This is a genomic window from Cryobacterium sp. M25, assembly GCF_002929635.1.
Lineage (GTDB): Bacteria > Actinomycetota > Actinomycetes > Actinomycetales > Microbacteriaceae > Cryobacterium > Cryobacterium sandaracinum.
Window position 1 is genome coordinate 85,061 of record NZ_PJJU01000050.1, and the last position, 14,783, is coordinate 99,843.

A 14,783-nucleotide genomic window follows, 5' to 3' on the forward strand; every position below is an offset into this window, starting at 1 on the left:
GTCTGCTCGTGTGTCTTCAGGTTAGGGCAGCGACGCCACTGCGCGTGACGTTTGCTGATAACCCCTGTTATCAGACACCTGCACGCGCAGTCTCACGGTCGCCCCTAGCGTGACGTTGTGCCTGATCCACCCGAAGTTTCAGGCATAGGCAGGCGGCGCACGGTCACGGGGGGAACGCCCGTGCACCGCCTGCTCCCACCACTTCAGCACTCGGCGCGGTTTGCCGGGATTGCCACGCTCGGCAGTCAGCGCTTCGCCAGACCATTCATAGGAGATCACGGTCATGACAACACAGGAGAACAGCACCGCGAGCATTGAGGCGCCGGCCGGTTCGACGACGGATGCTGCAGCACCCACGGTTGCAGCAGCACCCTCGACCCCGGCGCCACTTCCCGCATCGCCGCCGGCGTTCAGCTCCCGCGAAATCAGGATCGGCGCCGTCGGAGTGGGCCTCGGCCTGGTCGCGGGCGTCGTCGGGTCGCTGCTCGTGGCATCCGTTGCCGGCGGTCTCGGCTCGATCGCGATGGGCAACCCGATGGCGGATGCCGCCGCTACCTGTGAGGTCGAGACGAACCCCTGGATCACCGTGGGCGATGAGGGCCGCAGCATCTCGATGCAAAGCGAGGGCGAGGGCGAGGAAGCGGCCGGTGCGAACTTCGAGGACCTGGCCTGCGTGCTCCTCGAGCTGGACACCCCGGACAGCGTCATCAACCGGATCGACAGCACCCGGGCCCTCGACGGGCGGCAGACCGGCACCTGGGAGGACTATTCCGCCTCGTGGGGCTACCACCCCGACAACGGCCTCGACATCGTGATCGAGATGCCCGCCGACTAACCCACTCCCCCATTGCCACTCACACAGCATCAATCGAACAGGAGACACAGCATGTCCGAGATCAAACCCACCAATTCAGGTGCAGGCGGCGTTCCCGCCGCGCAGCAGGAACAACCCATCCCCCTCGCTCCCCCGGCACCGCGGCCGGGCTTCCCTGCCGACTCGGCCGGGGCATCCGGACCGGTGCTCGTCTCGGACAAGTCGTTCGTGGTGACGTGGCTGCTCGCCCTGCTGCTCGGAATGTTCGCCGCCGACCGCTTCTACCTGGGCAAGGTCGGCACCGGCCTGCTCAAACTGTTCACCTTCGGTGGTCTGGGCGTGTGGGTTCTGGTCGACCTGATCCTGGTTCTCACCGGAGCACAGCGGGACAAGCAGGGACGGATGCTGGCCGGCTACGACCAGAACAAGAAGATCGCCTGGATCGTCTCCGCCGCCCTGATCGCCCTCTCGATGCTCATCTCGGGCGTGAACGCGGCCACGGCCACCGATGCAACGCCCGCCGCCGTGGCGCCGGTCGCCGCGGAGGATTCAGCTGCGACGACGGAACCGAAGCCGGTCGAGACGACGGCGCCAGTTGAGGAGGCGGGTCCCGTTGAGGAGACGCAGACTCCCGAGCCTCCGGCCCCAGCCGTGCCTGCCGACTTCGCCTCCGCGCTGGTCAAGGCCGCGAGCTACTCGAAGACTATGCACATGAGCAAAGCCGGACTCTACGGTCAGCTCACATCGGAGTACGGCGAACAATTCTCGCCGGAGGCCGCCCAGTTCGGGGTGGACAACGTGCAGGCTGACTGGAACGCCAACGCTCTCGCCAAGGCGAAGACGTACCAGGAAACTATGGCCATGTCCCCGGAGTCGATTCGTGAGCAGCTCACCAGCGAGTATGGGGAGCAGTTCACCGCAGAGGAAGCGGACTTCGCCATCGTGCACCTGAACGACTAACCCGTTGCCACAGCGAGGACCCCGCCCAAGCGCGGGGTTCTCGCTGTTCCCGGGCATGGATAGCGTCGACCGCCCTGTACAGCTGCTCGGATTAGGTCATTGCGAGCGTGCGCGGAGAGCGAAGACCGTGGCTGTAATACTCACCGCCACAGACACCGCTGGTTTTTTCAAGATCGAGGAGAAGATGAGGAGGGTTGCCTTGATCGCCAGTAAACAGCGGGTGTGCCTTCGCGATCATCGAGCGCATCCGTGTTCATTTCGTGGGTCCTTCTTTGCCACCATCCCGAGTGATGAATTCCAGTTTGAGCGTTCGCACGTCGAGGATGGCCTGGCTGGTCGCGGATGCTGAGCCGCCCTGGTCCAGGATCACAACGCGTGTCTGGAATTCCCGGTCGGCGGGGCTGTAGGTGACCAGTTCGTCGATGTGCCGGTGGTAGTGGCCACCGAGGTAGAGCCGGGGACGTACTTGCTGGAACCCGCGATGGAACATGGCACGTCCTTCAGCGGAGTACTTGAGGCCGGCTGGCGGCCACCCGTGGTCTGTTGCCGCCAGCCACGCATCTAGGGACGGGAGGTCCAAAGGTGCATCGTGTCCGATGAGTACGTCGGCCTCTTCGTGCCCGAGCGTGGTGAGGTCTGCCTCGGTGATTGACTCTTCCGTCCAGACGGAACGCCCCGGAACACGATGGCCGATATCGACCGAATTGGCGCCGCCGAGGGCAGCAAGGGTGGCTCCGCTGGCGAGTACGGTCCTGTAACCACGCGGGATGTGGACGATGTTCGGTCGGATCCAGCGCAGCCCGTCATCGGCGACCGGGAACTTGTAGAGGAGGTCGAAGTCCTCGTGATTGCCGTCAACGAACGCGAGGGTCTGGGCCGTCATCTTGAGTCGTCGGCTCAGCTTGTCAATATCGATACCCCAGTTGCGCCCCGGCCACAGAAACCCGAAATCGCCCAGGACCACCAGATGTTCGATCCCTCGGGCTGACATCGTTCGTGCCACGGTCAGCACGTGTTGCATGTCGCCGTGGGTGTCGCCGAGGAATCCGATGCGACTGGCGGCCGACAGTGCGCCCGGCCCGGTCGCTGTGATCACTGCGCCCTCGCCGTCTTGTCCCGCGCTCGGCGGTCACCGAGCGCGAGACACCCACATCGGGACTCCGGTTCGTGAACGGCCATGTCACCAAATTACGGTGCGGTGTTCCCTTTGGGGTGCACGCCGGGCATCCGTTGTCGACGAGTCGGTCTTTCGGGTATCCCGTTCTCAGCGGGAGTGGCGGAGTCCAGATCCAGTGTTCTGCAGGGCCATGAGCACAGCGAGCTGTGCGGCCCGGCTCTCGGGCTGTGTTCCCATCTGCAACTGTCGGAGCTGCCGGCCCAACCATCTAGCCAGCGCGAACTCCACCTTGTCTGCACCGTTGAGGTAGGGCAGTTTCCCGGTCAGGTCGACGTGTTGGACGCAGGCGTCGAAGTTTTCCTGCCATGCCTGGTCGTGGGGATCCCACTCGAATGCCGGTGAGACGTCGAGCCGAAGGAGCTGGTATCGGCAGAGTTTGTCTTCGAAGCGGCGCTGGTACCGGGCCCACTCGCCCCGGCGCCGTTCTTCTGCGGGGAGGGTGGCAAGGTTTCGGGTGCGCTCGCGCGGGGTTCGCCCGTTCTCCCGCCAGTAGTCTTCGTAGCCATAGAGGGCAGAGACCCAGTTGGCTGGGCGTTTGACTGTGGTCGTCCGGGCAGCGTCGCGGTGTGCACTGTTCTTGTCGGCTTCCGCGTAGCGGGCCGAGCGTGGGTCCGGATCTGGTTCTTTCAGCCAGAGCACCTCGGCTTTGGCGAACAGGTTTTGGGGGTTCGTGCCGTTCATGGGTAGCCCGTCGTGGCCACCGGGGTGGCGGCCTCGACGAGGTCATGCGCGGGGCAGCCCAAAGGTGCGCGATCGTTCTCGGACTCATGGAACTCCGTCCATGAATCGGCGGATTGATCCGCGAATTCTTCCTACGGTTGTGGTGCGAGGCGTTCCAATATCGACGGATCCGACAATCTCAGAAATTATTCTGAAATTCTTTTTCTGCAATTGATCAGGTATTACCTTCAGGCAGGGGGTTGGACCATGCCGAATATGACCGAATTCTGCTCAGGGCCCGAAATCAGCCGCACACATATGTTTTATGACAAACAACCGATTCACCGACAACCTCAACTCCGACACCAACAGCCTCGCCAATCTGATGACAACCATGACTGCTGACTCCACCACACCGGACACCACCGACTACGGCCGCATGAGCGCATCGGAAGTCAACTCCGGTGGTCGCATAGACCATGTCTTCACTTCGCAGCAGGTCGCTCTGGCCCACTCCCGTGTTCTCCAGACCGGCATCCTTGACAAGCTGAATGCGTGGCGAAGCGAGGACGCTCAGGTCACCGGTGCCAGCGCACGGCCCGCCCTCATTTCTGACCACGCCATCCTGGTTGGGCTTCTCCTGATCGCCAGCGAACACGGTCCGCTCCAGATCAGTTCCCTCGCACTGGTCTTTCAACACCGGCTGCCCGCCGAGTCCCGCACGCTTCTGTGCCTCCCGGACGCCGCACCTGGTTTCGCAGGTCATGCTCGCGAGGTGAAGCGCTGGATGGGCCGCACTCACCGTGCCTTCCACCGCATGCTTAGCCTGATGGATCCCTTCCCGCAGGAACGGAACACTTCGTCCACCTACACGGAGGTCCAGGCCGTTCTGGATGCGCACGACGCCGACCGCGAGAAGAAGATGAAAGCCCGTCTGGACGAATTCACGGAGGGGTTCCTGCACATGACATTCATGCAGCAGCCGCGGCACCTCCGCCAGGCCACCAGCCGCATCGACCTCGCCATCGAGCAGACATTCATCGCGTCGCCCACCACCGGCGGGTTCTCAAAAAAGACCCTGGCCAAGAAGGTTGCGGACGAAATTGGCACCAATCCTCTGCTCCGTCAGCCAGCACCTGTCGACGTGTTCGCCGGATGGTGGTTGGGCAGGGCTCACAACGGCAGGAGCGACTTCCGCTGGGGCTGGGCTGCCAACATCGCCGTGCGCGTCGACTCGGAACACCCCGGGGAATCCCAATTCCCCAAGCTGGCGATCAGTGCAACCCTGAGCATGCCCAACATCGGGGTGGCCGAAGAAGCCGTTTCGCTGATGCGTTCGGCACTCAGCACAGGCCTCGCACCCGGCATCACGGATGCCGACAAGGCCTACTTCGCCAACTCTCCTGTCGAACGCCTCCACGAACCCACGTTCAACCTCGGGTTCACACCGTCGACCGATTACCGCGTCGAGCGACTCGGAGTGCAAGGCGGCCAGTTCGGATCAACCTTCATCGAAGGCAAGGCCTACTGCCCCAGCATGCCCACGACACTCCAAGACGCGTCCAGGGATCACGTCAACGGCACCATCGACCCAGATACATATCAACGTCGCATTCAGCAACGCGTTCACTTCGAGCTTCGTCCCAAGGGCAAGCCCGATGACCAGGGCCGGGTCCGGATGATGTGCCCCGCCGTCGGTGCCAGCCCGGCCGTCACTTGCCCACTGCGCGACATTCCAGGAGGCAACGTCCGCTCGAACCGCCCTCGCGTCGACGAGGACGACCTTCCGAACTTTCCCGACAAGATCTGCACCCAGAAGTCCGTGACCTTTGACAAATACGACGGTCTGCGTGAGCGTCAGGCCTTCACGTATGGGAGCCCGGAGTGGCAGGAATTTCATACTCACTCACGGAACTCCGTTGAAAGCCTGAACGCCGGTGTCAAAAACCCTGTTTTCGAGAGTCTTGACGACGCCTCTCGCCGGACTGTGCGCGGGTTCGCTGCTGCCCAAGTCTTCGTGACGATCTTGCTCACCAACTACAACCTGCGCACAATCGCCGCGTACCTACGCGTTGAAATCCAGGATCAGGCCTCGAACACAGTGGCGGTAGAAACAACCACGAACGCGCGTCGCGGAAACCGTCAGCGGGCAGCCCGGTGCACCCGTGAGGAAGGTGCTGCGCCTACGACGTAGCCGAATCCAAGAAGTCGCTCCTGAGGATGCTCAGGAGCGACTTCTTGTATGGGGTCGCCGAAAGCCCGTGGTTTGCACGGGCAGCCTCAACACCGTCACCACCGGGCCTCGAACTGATTCTTGGCCGCACGCAACACTGCATCCGGTTGCTCGAGATGATCGACGGGACGGTCCTCCGCATCAAATGCCGTCGTCGGAGAGCACAGCCATAGCAACAAATTCTCTTCGGACCAACCATTTGCCGCCGCCAGTTCGATGAGCCGCGCCATCATCGGGATGATCGTTCCGTGGGTCCGATCGAGTTGGAAACCCGGATACACGACGGCGTTCCGACGGACGACGCCGGCGATCTGATGCGCAGCGCGTCGTCTGGCCGCCAGCGTCCGGTTTGACGGGCTGGCTCCCAAACGTTCGGCGACTTGCCCGCTGGTCAGCAACCCAAACTCTGCGGCGATACTGCGCCACATGTTCTCTGTCGCCTGCAGGCTGCGCGCGAGCTGCGGCGAAACCACATCCGGGCTCGCCGCCATGGCTCGCCTGAGCCGCCACACACCGGGCTCGGAAACCCCCGAGGTGTCCGGTTCCCCGGGACGCTCTGCTCCGGCCATGGTCCACCTCCACGTGGCTATTTGCCTCGCAGCCTATTGCTGAAGCCGCTGAAGACTCCCGTGTGTCCTACCTTTCACCACGGGGCTGGTCGGGTTTGTCGCTGAGTCGGCTGATTGAAATCGGCAGCTTTCGTAGCGTTGACCTTCAGCAGACCGAAGTGGTCCGACAGGTGGACACCCGGTCCGAGAGAAACGGGGTGCGGCATGGTTGACATGGCTGAAGGCGCTGCAGGCGACTCCGGGGCGAGTGGACCGGATTTCCTGTGGGGTATCGAAGGCGGATGCTGGCTCATCACGACTGAGGACTCGACCTATCGGATCGACCTGGACGCCATGACCATCGACAGGTTTCGGTTTCCCGATCCCTCGTCCGCCCCCACGGATAATGGGCCCACTCGCCCGCTGAGGGAGATCGTGGAGTGCAGGGTTGGAAAGCTCGGCTACTGGCTCCTAAACCCCGAAGGCCCCGACATTGAGACCGTTGAGTACTACTGGCAACGTTCCAGCACCGTCGTGCGCATTGAACCTGTGCCCGCTCAGCCGGCAGATCGCCCCGAGTGATGGCCAGCGAACGGACGGAGGAGCTGACCGGTGCCGAGGGCGGCCGCTGGATTGTGACGACGCTGAGTTCCACGTATCGATTCGATCTGGACGCGATGACGGTCACCCGAATCCCCGGCGAAGGTGCCAGTCGAACCGTGAACGATCGGACGCGGCCGCTCCGTGAGATCGTGCGCTGCGGGGTCGGCGCACGGGGCTACTGGTTGATGAATCCCGAGGATGACGAGTCGGCCTTCGTCGAGAACTACTGGCAGCTGTCCACCACGATCCAGAGCATCGCCCCCGCACCCGCACCCGCGGAGTGATCGGCGAAATGGGCTAGTCGGGCCCGGAAGGAGCACAGCGTGGATACTTTGACGGATGACGCAACCGGCTGTTACGTCGTAACGACGGCCTCCGCCACTCGCTACTGGCTCGACCTCGACCGACGGCTACTTCGACGTGTGACCAGTCCCGGGGTTCAATCGCCCCTTCGCCTGCGCCAGGACGGCGACGACATCGATTTACTCGAGGTTGTCCAGTGTCACATCGGTCGGCCCATGGTGTTGCTGATCAACTTGAATGTGCCGGGCGTGTGGTTGACGACCCGCGAATCCACCCCCGTTGTCCGCATTGATTCCGTGCCGAAGACGTTGATCCGGCGATGACCGACTACCAGAAGCCGCCCTACGACTACCGGCCCATCAATGCGCTGCCCTACTGGGACGTCATTGGCGAGTTCATCACCTCCGCCGTGACCGACACCGCAGCAGCAACGGGTCGCGAGGAGCGCTCGCTCTACCCCGCTGCCGTCGCGTTCGTCTTGTGGTGTTGGCAGAGCCGCGGCACGCCACTTGAACGGAAACGCATTTTCCGCCGGGCCACCGTCGAAGAATTCATCCATCTGGCAATGACGAGATACACCAAAGGCAGCAGAGCCACTCACCGGGCAACGCTCTGGCTGATGATCGAAAACCTGAACCCCGCCGATCTCAACCGCAGTCACCGGCCGATCTCCCGGTCGGCACCCACGAAACCCTATTCGGCCCCAGAGGTCGCGGCGCTCTACAGCTGGGCCACATCGCAGGGAACCGAACATCGGCGCCGAGACGCGATCGCCCTCCTCGCCCTCGGCCTCGGGGCCGGCCTGGCCTCGCGGGAGCTCCTCGGTGTTCGCGTCCGGGACCTCGACACCAGGACCGGCCGCATCCAGGTGATCGTGTGGGAGGGGCGGCCCCGGGTCGTCCCACTCCGTCCCGACTGGGAACGCCCCCTCCGGCGAATCCTCGATGACCTCCAACCCGAGGATTGGCTCTTCCGCCCTGGTCGACTCAGCGCGACCTCCGGGCAGGTCACGGACTTTCTGCTGCGCGCCCGCACAGACTTGGACGTGCGCCCCAGTCGCATGCGCGCCACCTGGCTGCTCGACCATCTTCATAGCGGCACGCCACCCCAGGAACTGCTGCGGATCTCAGGGCTGAAAAACCTGGCAGCCCTCGACAAACTAGCCATATTTACCCCCAGAACGGGGGTAATCCCACCCTTTCGCAAATCACTCACTAAAAAGCTCTGATCAGGGCTTTGGTTGCGCTGCGGTGATCGAGAATGGTGCGATTCAGAGAAATCCGCTGCTGGCCCCGAAAATCCGCCGCACACACACTCTGGGTGACTACAAAAAACCGACTCAACGACAAATTCCTCACCGACTCCCAGGCCTACGCCCACCTCCGCGCCCTGGACCCAGAACTTCCCGACCACGTGTGGCACGTCATCATCCGCTACCGGCCGCAGCTCTCGCATGTGCAGTGGGATGCGGTGCGTGAGTTCACGATCGTGAACGCCATCCGGATGCAACCCCGCACCTTCGAGACCGTGCGGCGGCTGATGACGATGTCGGCCCGGTTCAACGCCTGGGTGTGGACCTCAACGGGCACTACGCTCACCGTCGAGCGCGTGTACACGCAGAACCTCATCTACCGGTATCTGCAGGAACGTCTTCCCAAGCATTCCAAAGCCCACCGGTGGGGTCTCGTGCGCCAGCTCGGAACCATTGCCGAAACCCTGGCCGACACCGGCGTCACACGTCTCCCTTCACTGCATCGCAATCCCAGCCGCCGCCCGTTCACCAGCGCCGAGGTCGCGTCCATGCACAGCTGGGCGGCGAGCCTCACCACAACGTTGAAACGACAAAACGCCCAGGCTCTCCTCGGCCTCGCCGGCGGTGCGGGGCTGCGCCCGGACGAGATCATCGACATGCGGATCGGTGACGTCGACGTTGTTGACGGTCGAGTCTTCGTGAACATCCCCGGCGGCCACGCGCGCAGGGTTCCGGTTCGGAACCCCTGGAGCCGCACGCTGATGCGTAGCCTCGCCGGACGCACGGAGGCTGACGAATACATTTTCCGCGCCTACCGTTTCGAGGAGTACCGGCCCCGCGCTATTCAAACCTTCCTGACCGAACATCCCTGCAAGGTTCGGGCCACGGTGTCGCGGCTTCGTTCAACCTGGGTTGTCGCCCAGATCGACAACGGGCTCCCTCTGCCGATACTCATGGCCATTGCCGGTTTCAGCACGAGCACCAGCCTCCACGACCACCTCGAGCACGCTCGCCCCCTGGACGTCGCTGACTACGTCGGCGTCATCATCGGCGAAGAGGTCGCCCGATGAGCGCCGGCGACATCGACTACGGATTCAACGGATACGACCCTGATCTTGGCGGGATGACGCAGGCCGAGGTCATGGGCCGCGGTCGGATCCACCAGCTCATTGACGACGACACCGTGAAACTCGCGGAGAGCCGGGTTCGGAAGACCGGTATCCTCAAGCGACTGCAGGAGTGGAGCGACGAAGACGCGACCCCTTTCAGCATCGGCGGTCGTCCGTCCCTCATCTCGGAACGGGCGCTTCTCACCGGGATAATGCTGCTGGCCAAAGATAACTCCGCCGTTTTTCTGACTTCGCTGCGGGACCTGTTCATGTACCGGCTCAGCGACGCGTCAGGTGAACTCCTCGGACTCGAGCGCCCCATGACCGGATTCGTCGGTCACGTCGCGGAAAAGAATCGCTGGTACGCCAACACGTGCAGGGCCTTCCACCGCATTAACGACCTGATGGACCCGTTCCCGCAGGAACGTCGCAAGTCGAAGACCTACACCGAAATCCAGGAGATCATCGCAGCACACGATGCTGAACTAGCCGAAAAACGGAAAGCCCGACTCGACGAATTCACTAGATTGTTCCTCAAAATGACCTTCGATGAACAGCCACGAAGCATTCGACGTGCCTCAAAGAAGGTCGACATCTCATTGGACCAGACCTACATCGAAACCCCAACGACAAAGGGATACTCGCGCAATACTCTGGCCAAACGCGTGGCAGACGAGGCGACAGTCGTCGACAAGCGATCGCTGAAACCTGGTCCTGTCGATGCTTTCGCAGGCTGGCATGTCCGCACCGGACCACGAACTGACACCCCCAAAGGCCAAACGGACCCGACCGCCCCCACGAAGGGCAAAGCTGAATCAAACTACAGATGGGGCTGGGAAGCCAACATCGCTGTCCGAGTAGATGCGGAAGCCCCCGGCAAGCATCGGTTCCCCGGGCTCGCCGTTGCGGCGACTCTCAGCCTGCCGAACATCAATGTCGCTGAAGAAGCGGTCTCCCTGATGCGTGGCACCACAGCATCCACCGGGCTGGAACCTGGAGTCTGCGACGCCGACAAGGACTATTTTGCGAACGCGCTTCAAGCTCGCCTCCATGACCCCGCGTTCGCCGAAGGCTACACACCTTCGACGGACTACCGCATCGACCGCCTTGGGATCCAGGGAGGAGACCACGGCGCTGACTACATTGAAGGCGGGACATACTGCCCTGGAACCCCCAAGCCCCTTCAGGAGGCGACGATAGACCTCAAAAGCGGAATCATCGATACAGAAACCTATCGGGCCAGGATCAAGAGCCGGACCGCGTTCCAACTCCACGTCAAAGAGAAGCCCGACGCTAAGGGCCGTGTCGTCCTGCGCTGCCCTGCCTTGGGCCCCAGCCCGTCCGTGACCTGTCCCCTGCGGGAACTCCTCAAGACCGTCACTGACAAGGAGCGCCCCGGTGTCGACCCGGACGACGTTCCTGACTTCGCCGACAAGATCTGCCAACAACATTCCGTCTCCTTCGACACCGCGAAGAACCGCCGAAACAATCAGGCATTTGAATATGGAACCGGGGAGTGGTCGGAGTTCCACACCCATGCCCGCAACTCCATTGAATCCCTCAACGCCCAAGTCAAAGCCGGCGGAACCGAAGACATCGAATCCGCGGGACGACGCCGGGTGCGCGGACTCGGAGCTGCCCAGATCATCGTGACGATGCTGCTGACAAACTTCAACCTCCGCAAGATCGCAGCGTTCATCAGCGACAAGATCAAAGCCGACGCGAAGAGCGAGTCCCGTGGCGAACCCGTGGTCGCTCTGGTGCGACGCCGAGATCGCGAATGGCACAACCCCTACACGGACACCTACCCGCCCGGAGTTCTCCGCCCAGACAAAACGAAACCACCAGGCTCAGTCGACGGGACCGGCGGGCCACCCCTGAGGAGATAGCCACCAAGGCGGCCACCGATACTGCCCGAGAGGGCAAACACCCAGCATTCGAGACAATCCGACGCGCGTAAAAACGCCCGAAGACACGCTGAACAACCGAGATCCCGCACACAACTCAAGAATCGCGACCAGAAACGGACGCGAGAAGCCCTTAAACCAGAAATCGCTCCTGAGAAGCCTCAGGAGCGATTTCTTTTTGTTTCGACCGGACCGTTTCGTGAAGAGTTTCGCGAACGGCCCTTTGGTCGGGCTGACAGGATTTGAACCTGCGACCCCTTGACCCCCAGTCAAGTGCGCTACCAAGCTGCGCCACAGCCCGCCGCTCTTGCGACGATTCCAACGAACAGAATCAGCGGGAGACAACTTGAATATCTTACCGCGTCTGGGAACCACCCGCGCACCGTCTGGGGCCGCGGTGGGAAAGTCGCGGCGCTGACCGAGCACGGGCGACCGACGCAGTGGCACAGCGACGGCGCGGGGGGAGTGTGAGTGAATGCCAACAGACTAGTGAGATCAGGGTCGAAGCCGCCGCATCCGTGCTGCGGGAAGACGTGAGCCAGGTGTTCGCCGCCCGCGGCGACTAGGCACGATGCTGGTGCCAGTACTTCAAGCTACCGAACCGGGAGTTCCAGAAGGCCACAGCGCAAGCATGCGCCGGGATGCTGCGGGAGCAGGTGCAGGCCAGCGCGCCCGGGCCGGGCGTCATCGCGTTTCTCGACGGAGAGCCGGTCGGTTGGTGCGCGGTCGAGCCGAAGCCGGCGTATTCGCGGCTGCAACGGGCGAAGGTGGTCACCGTGGGCAGCCGGCAGAAGCCTGACGACGCATCCGTGTGGCCGGTCACGTGCATCGTGGTGCGGGTCGGAATCGGCAGCGCGGAGTTGCGGCGGCGCTGCTGTGCGCAACTGTCGCCCAAGCCCGCGGCGCGGGTGCGGAAAGGCCGGGTCGTAATGGATCTGGTGGTTCAGACGACCGAAAAGGCCCCGACCAGGAGATGGAATATCTCCCGATCGGGGCCTTGTGACGCGCGAAGCGGCTAGCGCTTGCGCTTCTCGCGCACGCGCATGCTGATGTTGATCGGGCTTCCCTCGAAGCCGTAGACCTCGCGCAGGCGACGCTGGATGTAGCGACGGTAGCCCGGGTCGAGGAACCCGGTGGTGAAGATGACGAAGGTCGGCGGGCGGCTCGACGCCTGGGTGCCGAACAGGATGCGGGGCTGCTTGCCGCTGCGCACGGGGTGCGGGTGCGACGCGGCCAGCTCGGCGAGGAACGCGTTGAACTTGCCGGTGGCGATGCGGGTGTCCCAGGCTTCGAGAGCGGTCTCGAGGGCCGGAACGAGCTTCTCCATGTGGCGGCCGGTCTTGGCCGAGATGTTCACCCGCGGCGCCCAGGAAACGTGCGCCAGGTCCTGCTCGATCTCACGTTCCAGGTAGCGGCGACGGTCGTCATCGATCTGGTCCCACTTGTTGAAGGCCAGCACGAGGGCGCGACCGGATTCGAGCACCAGGTCGATCACGCGCACGTCCTGCTCGCTGATCACCTCGGTCACGTCGATCAGGACCACGGCCACCTCGGCCTTTTCGAGGGCGGCGCTGGTGCGCAGTGAGGCGTAGAAGTCGGCGCCCTGCGAGAGGTGCACGCGACGACGGATGCCGGCCGTGTCGACAAAGCGCCACACCCTGCCGCCGAGCTCAACCTGCTCGTCGACGGGGTCGCGCGTGGTTCCGGCGAGCTCGTTGACAACAACGCGCTCCTCGCCGACGACCTTGTTCAGAAGACTCGACTTGCCCACGTTCGGTCGGCCGAGGATCGCGACGCGGCGCGGTCCGCCGACTTCCTGCTTGGCGACGGCGGAGATCTCGGGGAGTTCCTCGAGGATCGCGTCGAGCAGGTCGGCAACGCCGCGGCCGTGCAGAGCCGAGACGGGCCAGGGCTGGCCGAGGCCGAGCGCCCAGAGGCTCGCGGCCTCAGGCTCCTGGCGGATGTCGTCGACCTTGTTGGCGACGAGGAAGACGGGCTTGCCGGCCTTGCGCAGCAGGCGCACGACGGCCTCGTCGGTGGAGGTCGGTCCCACGTTGGCGTCGACGACGAACATGACGACGTCGCAGAGTTCAATGGCGAGTTCGGCCTGCGCGGCGACGGATGCGTCGATGCCCTTGGCGTCGGGCTCCCAGCCGCCGGTGTCGACGAGGCTGAAGCGGCGTTCGTGCCATTCACCCTTGTAGGTGACGCGGTCGCGGGTCACCCCGGGGGTGTCCTCCACGACGGCCTCACGGCGGCCGAGGATGCGGTTCACGAGCGCGGACTTGCCCACGTTCGGGCGGCCGACGATGGCGATGACCGGCAGGGCCGGCAGGTATTGGATGGCGTCGGGGTCTTCCGTCACCGTGTCAAGAACGTCGAAGTCCTCGTCATCGAGATCGTACTCGTTCAATCCGGTGCGGAGGGCGGCGGCGCGCTGCGTCACCAGGTCGTCGTCGAGATCGTCCAGGCGCGTCACCAGTTCGGTGTCGGGGTCGGGGATCGTGTCGTCGAAGTCGTTGTTGTTGGTCATGCGATGGCCTCGCGGTAGGTATTGATGACGTCGAGGACCGCGTCAATGGTCTGTTCGAAGTCGAGATGGGTGGAGTCGACGGTGGTCACACCGTCTGCGGCGCTCATGAATTCGACAACCTGTGAGTCAGCGCGATCCCTCGATCGCAGCTGCTCCGCCACGGTTTCAGTCGATTGGGTCGATATTTCCGCAGAGCGCCTAGTCATTCTAGCCTCCTCGGAAGCCGTGAGCAGTATGCGGATCTCGGCGGTGGGGGCGACCACGGTGGTGATGTCCCGGCCCTCGATCACGATTCCGGTGCGCTTGGAGCTTGCCGCGATGGCGCGAAACAGCTCCGTCAGGTGCGTGCGCACCTCCGGGATGCGGGCCACGGAGCTGACGATGGCGGAGACGGCGGGGTCGCGGATCGCGTCGGTGACATCCGCCCGGCCGACCCGAACGACGTGCTCGTCGGGGGCGATGCCGATGGAGTAGTCGAAGTCGCCCAGGGCGGCCACGACGGCGTCGGTGTTCTCCGGGTCGATGCCCCGGTCGCTGACGAACCAGGCGAAGGCCCGGTACGCGGCGCCCGTGTCGAGGTAGTCGAAGCCGATGCGCCTGGCGGCGGCGCGGCTGACGCTGGACTTGCCGCTGCCGGCCGGCCCGTCGATGGCGACGATGTGGGGGCTTGAGTGACGACCCATG

General features: G+C 63.6%; 16 protein-coding genes and 1 tRNA gene. 10 read left to right on the forward strand and 7 right to left on the reverse strand.

The genetic code is table 11. From position 1 onward, the window contains the following. Positions 1-138: 138 nt before the first annotated feature. Positions 139-285, reverse strand: a complete 147-nt coding sequence (locus tag CXY81_RS16380) for a hypothetical protein (protein WP_158252030.1) — start codon at positions 283-285, stop codon at positions 139-141. On the opposite strand from CXY81_RS16380, the gene CXY81_RS16640 reads away from it, so the two are divergent. Both CXY81_RS16640 and CXY81_RS16970 read left to right on the forward strand, forming a co-directional pair. After that, a complete protein-coding gene (locus CXY81_RS16640; RefSeq protein WP_199183017.1) occupies positions 284-835 on the forward strand; it encodes a hypothetical protein in 552 nt (183 codons plus the stop codon). The genes CXY81_RS16380 and CXY81_RS16640 overlap by 2 nt on opposite strands. A gap of 51 nt (positions 836-886) precedes the next feature. Further along, complete coding sequence (locus tag CXY81_RS16970) at positions 887-1,774, forward strand: Ltp family lipoprotein (RefSeq protein WP_104194519.1); 888 nt, start codon at positions 887-889, stop codon at positions 1,772-1,774. 253 nt (positions 1,775-2,027) lie between these two features. On the opposite strand, the gene CXY81_RS07960 is transcribed toward CXY81_RS16970, so the two are convergent. Both CXY81_RS07960 and CXY81_RS07965 read right to left on the reverse strand, forming a co-directional pair. After that, positions 2,028-2,870, reverse strand: coding sequence for a metallophosphoesterase (locus CXY81_RS07960; protein ID WP_104194520.1), 843 nt, complete (start codon positions 2,868-2,870; stop codon positions 2,028-2,030). Positions 2,871-3,038: 168 nt separating this feature from the next. Further along, positions 3,039-3,632, reverse strand: a complete 594-nt coding sequence (locus tag CXY81_RS07965; RefSeq protein ID WP_104194521.1) for a hypothetical protein — start codon at positions 3,630-3,632, stop codon at positions 3,039-3,041. A 304-nt stretch (positions 3,633-3,936) separates the two neighbouring features. On the opposite strand from CXY81_RS07965, the gene CXY81_RS07970 reads away from it, so the two are divergent. After that, complete coding sequence (locus tag CXY81_RS07970; RefSeq protein WP_104194522.1) at positions 3,937-5,805, forward strand: hypothetical protein; 1,869 nt, start codon at positions 3,937-3,939, stop codon at positions 5,803-5,805. 95 nt (positions 5,806-5,900) lie between these two features. Here CXY81_RS07970 and CXY81_RS16385 read toward each other — a convergent pair whose 3' ends face one another. Then, positions 5,901-6,413, reverse strand: a complete 513-nt coding sequence (locus tag CXY81_RS16385; RefSeq protein ID WP_158252031.1) for a hypothetical protein — start codon at positions 6,411-6,413, stop codon at positions 5,901-5,903. A 204-nt stretch (positions 6,414-6,617) separates the two neighbouring features. Here CXY81_RS16385 and CXY81_RS07985 point away from each other — a divergent pair, with 204 nt between their 5' ends. The 6 genes from CXY81_RS07985 (at position 6,618) to CXY81_RS08010 (ending at position 11,548) form a co-directional block, all read left to right on the forward strand. Further along, positions 6,618-6,974, forward strand: coding sequence for a hypothetical protein (locus tag CXY81_RS07985; RefSeq protein ID WP_104194523.1), 357 nt, complete (start codon positions 6,618-6,620; stop codon positions 6,972-6,974). Continuing rightward, a complete protein-coding gene (locus tag CXY81_RS07990; protein ID WP_146067654.1) occupies positions 6,974-7,279 on the forward strand; it encodes a hypothetical protein in 306 nt (101 codons plus the stop codon). Before CXY81_RS07985 ends, CXY81_RS07990 begins: the two co-directional genes overlap by 1 nt. A 39-nt stretch (positions 7,280-7,318) precedes the next feature. Continuing rightward, positions 7,319-7,621 carry a hypothetical protein gene (locus CXY81_RS07995; RefSeq protein WP_104194525.1) on the forward strand — a complete coding sequence of 101 codons (303 nt, stop codon included), beginning with the start codon at positions 7,319-7,321 and terminating at the stop codon, positions 7,619-7,621. Continuing rightward, positions 7,618-8,526 carry a site-specific integrase gene (locus tag CXY81_RS08000; protein ID WP_104194526.1) on the forward strand — a complete coding sequence of 303 codons (909 nt, stop codon included), beginning with the start codon at positions 7,618-7,620 and terminating at the stop codon, positions 8,524-8,526. The genes CXY81_RS07995 and CXY81_RS08000 overlap by 4 nt, the downstream gene beginning before the upstream one ends. A gap of 92 nt (positions 8,527-8,618) precedes the next feature. Further along, positions 8,619-9,620, forward strand: coding sequence for a tyrosine-type recombinase/integrase (locus CXY81_RS08005; RefSeq protein ID WP_158252032.1), 1,002 nt, complete (start codon positions 8,619-8,621; stop codon positions 9,618-9,620). After that, entirely contained in the window at positions 9,617-11,548 is a 1,932-nt protein-coding gene (locus CXY81_RS08010) for a hypothetical protein (RefSeq protein ID WP_104194528.1), read from the forward strand. The genes CXY81_RS08005 and CXY81_RS08010 overlap by 4 nt, the downstream gene beginning before the upstream one ends. 242 nt (positions 11,549-11,790) lie before the next feature. Here CXY81_RS08010 and CXY81_RS08015 read toward each other — a convergent pair. Then, positions 11,791-11,867 (reverse strand) — tRNA-Pro (locus tag CXY81_RS08015). A gap of 340 nt (positions 11,868-12,207) precedes the next feature. Between CXY81_RS08015 and CXY81_RS08020 the strand changes: the two genes are divergently transcribed. After that, entirely contained in the window at positions 12,208-12,585 is a 378-nt protein-coding gene (locus CXY81_RS08020) for a hypothetical protein (protein ID WP_104194529.1), read from the forward strand. Here the strand turns inward: CXY81_RS08020 and der are convergent. Further along, complete coding sequence (gene der / locus CXY81_RS08025; protein ID WP_104194530.1) at positions 12,582-14,099, reverse strand: ribosome biogenesis GTPase Der; 1,518 nt, start codon at positions 14,097-14,099, stop codon at positions 12,582-12,584. The two genes, CXY81_RS08020 and der, sit on opposite strands and share 4 nt — an antisense overlap. Next, entirely contained in the window at positions 14,096-14,782 is a 687-nt protein-coding gene (gene cmk / locus CXY81_RS08030) for a (d)CMP kinase (RefSeq protein ID WP_104194531.1), read from the reverse strand. Before cmk ends, der begins: the two co-directional genes overlap by 4 nt. Between the last annotated feature and the right edge of the window lies 1 nt (position 14,783).

What these genes read in the sequence shown, in the direction of transcription:
- CXY81_RS16640 (WP_199183017.1), top strand. Translation starts at nt 284, where the DNA reads ATGACAACACAGGAGAACAGCACCGCGAGCATTGAGGCGCCGGCCGGT.
- CXY81_RS08010 (WP_104194528.1), top strand. Translation starts at nt 9,617, where the DNA reads ATGAGCGCCGGCGACATCGACTACGGATTCAACGGATACGACCCTGAT.
- der (WP_104194530.1), bottom strand. Translation starts at nt 14,099, where the DNA reads ATGACCAACAACAACGACTTCGACGACACGATCCCCGACCCCGACACC.
- CXY81_RS16380 (WP_158252030.1), bottom strand. Translation starts at nt 285, where the DNA reads ATGACCGTGATCTCCTATGAATGGTCTGGCGAAGCGCTGACTGCCGAG.
- CXY81_RS07965 (WP_104194521.1), bottom strand. Translation starts at nt 3,632, where the DNA reads ATGAACGGCACGAACCCCCAAAACCTGTTCGCCAAAGCCGAGGTGCTC.
- CXY81_RS08020 (WP_104194529.1), top strand. Translation starts at nt 12,208, where the DNA reads ATGCTGCGGGAGCAGGTGCAGGCCAGCGCGCCCGGGCCGGGCGTCATC.
- CXY81_RS07970 (WP_104194522.1), top strand. Translation starts at nt 3,937, where the DNA reads ATGACAAACAACCGATTCACCGACAACCTCAACTCCGACACCAACAGC.
- CXY81_RS16970 (WP_104194519.1), top strand. Translation starts at nt 887, where the DNA reads ATGTCCGAGATCAAACCCACCAATTCAGGTGCAGGCGGCGTTCCCGCC.
- CXY81_RS07985 (WP_104194523.1), top strand. Translation starts at nt 6,618, where the DNA reads ATGGTTGACATGGCTGAAGGCGCTGCAGGCGACTCCGGGGCGAGTGGA.
- CXY81_RS16385 (WP_158252031.1), bottom strand. Translation starts at nt 6,413, where the DNA reads ATGGCCGGAGCAGAGCGTCCCGGGGAACCGGACACCTCGGGGGTTTCC.
- CXY81_RS08000 (WP_104194526.1), top strand. Translation starts at nt 7,618, where the DNA reads ATGACCGACTACCAGAAGCCGCCCTACGACTACCGGCCCATCAATGCG.
- CXY81_RS07990 (WP_146067654.1), top strand. Translation starts at nt 6,974, where the DNA reads ATGGCCAGCGAACGGACGGAGGAGCTGACCGGTGCCGAGGGCGGCCGC.
- cmk (WP_104194531.1), bottom strand. Translation starts at nt 14,782, where the DNA reads ATGGGTCGTCACTCAAGCCCCCACATCGTCGCCATCGACGGGCCGGCC.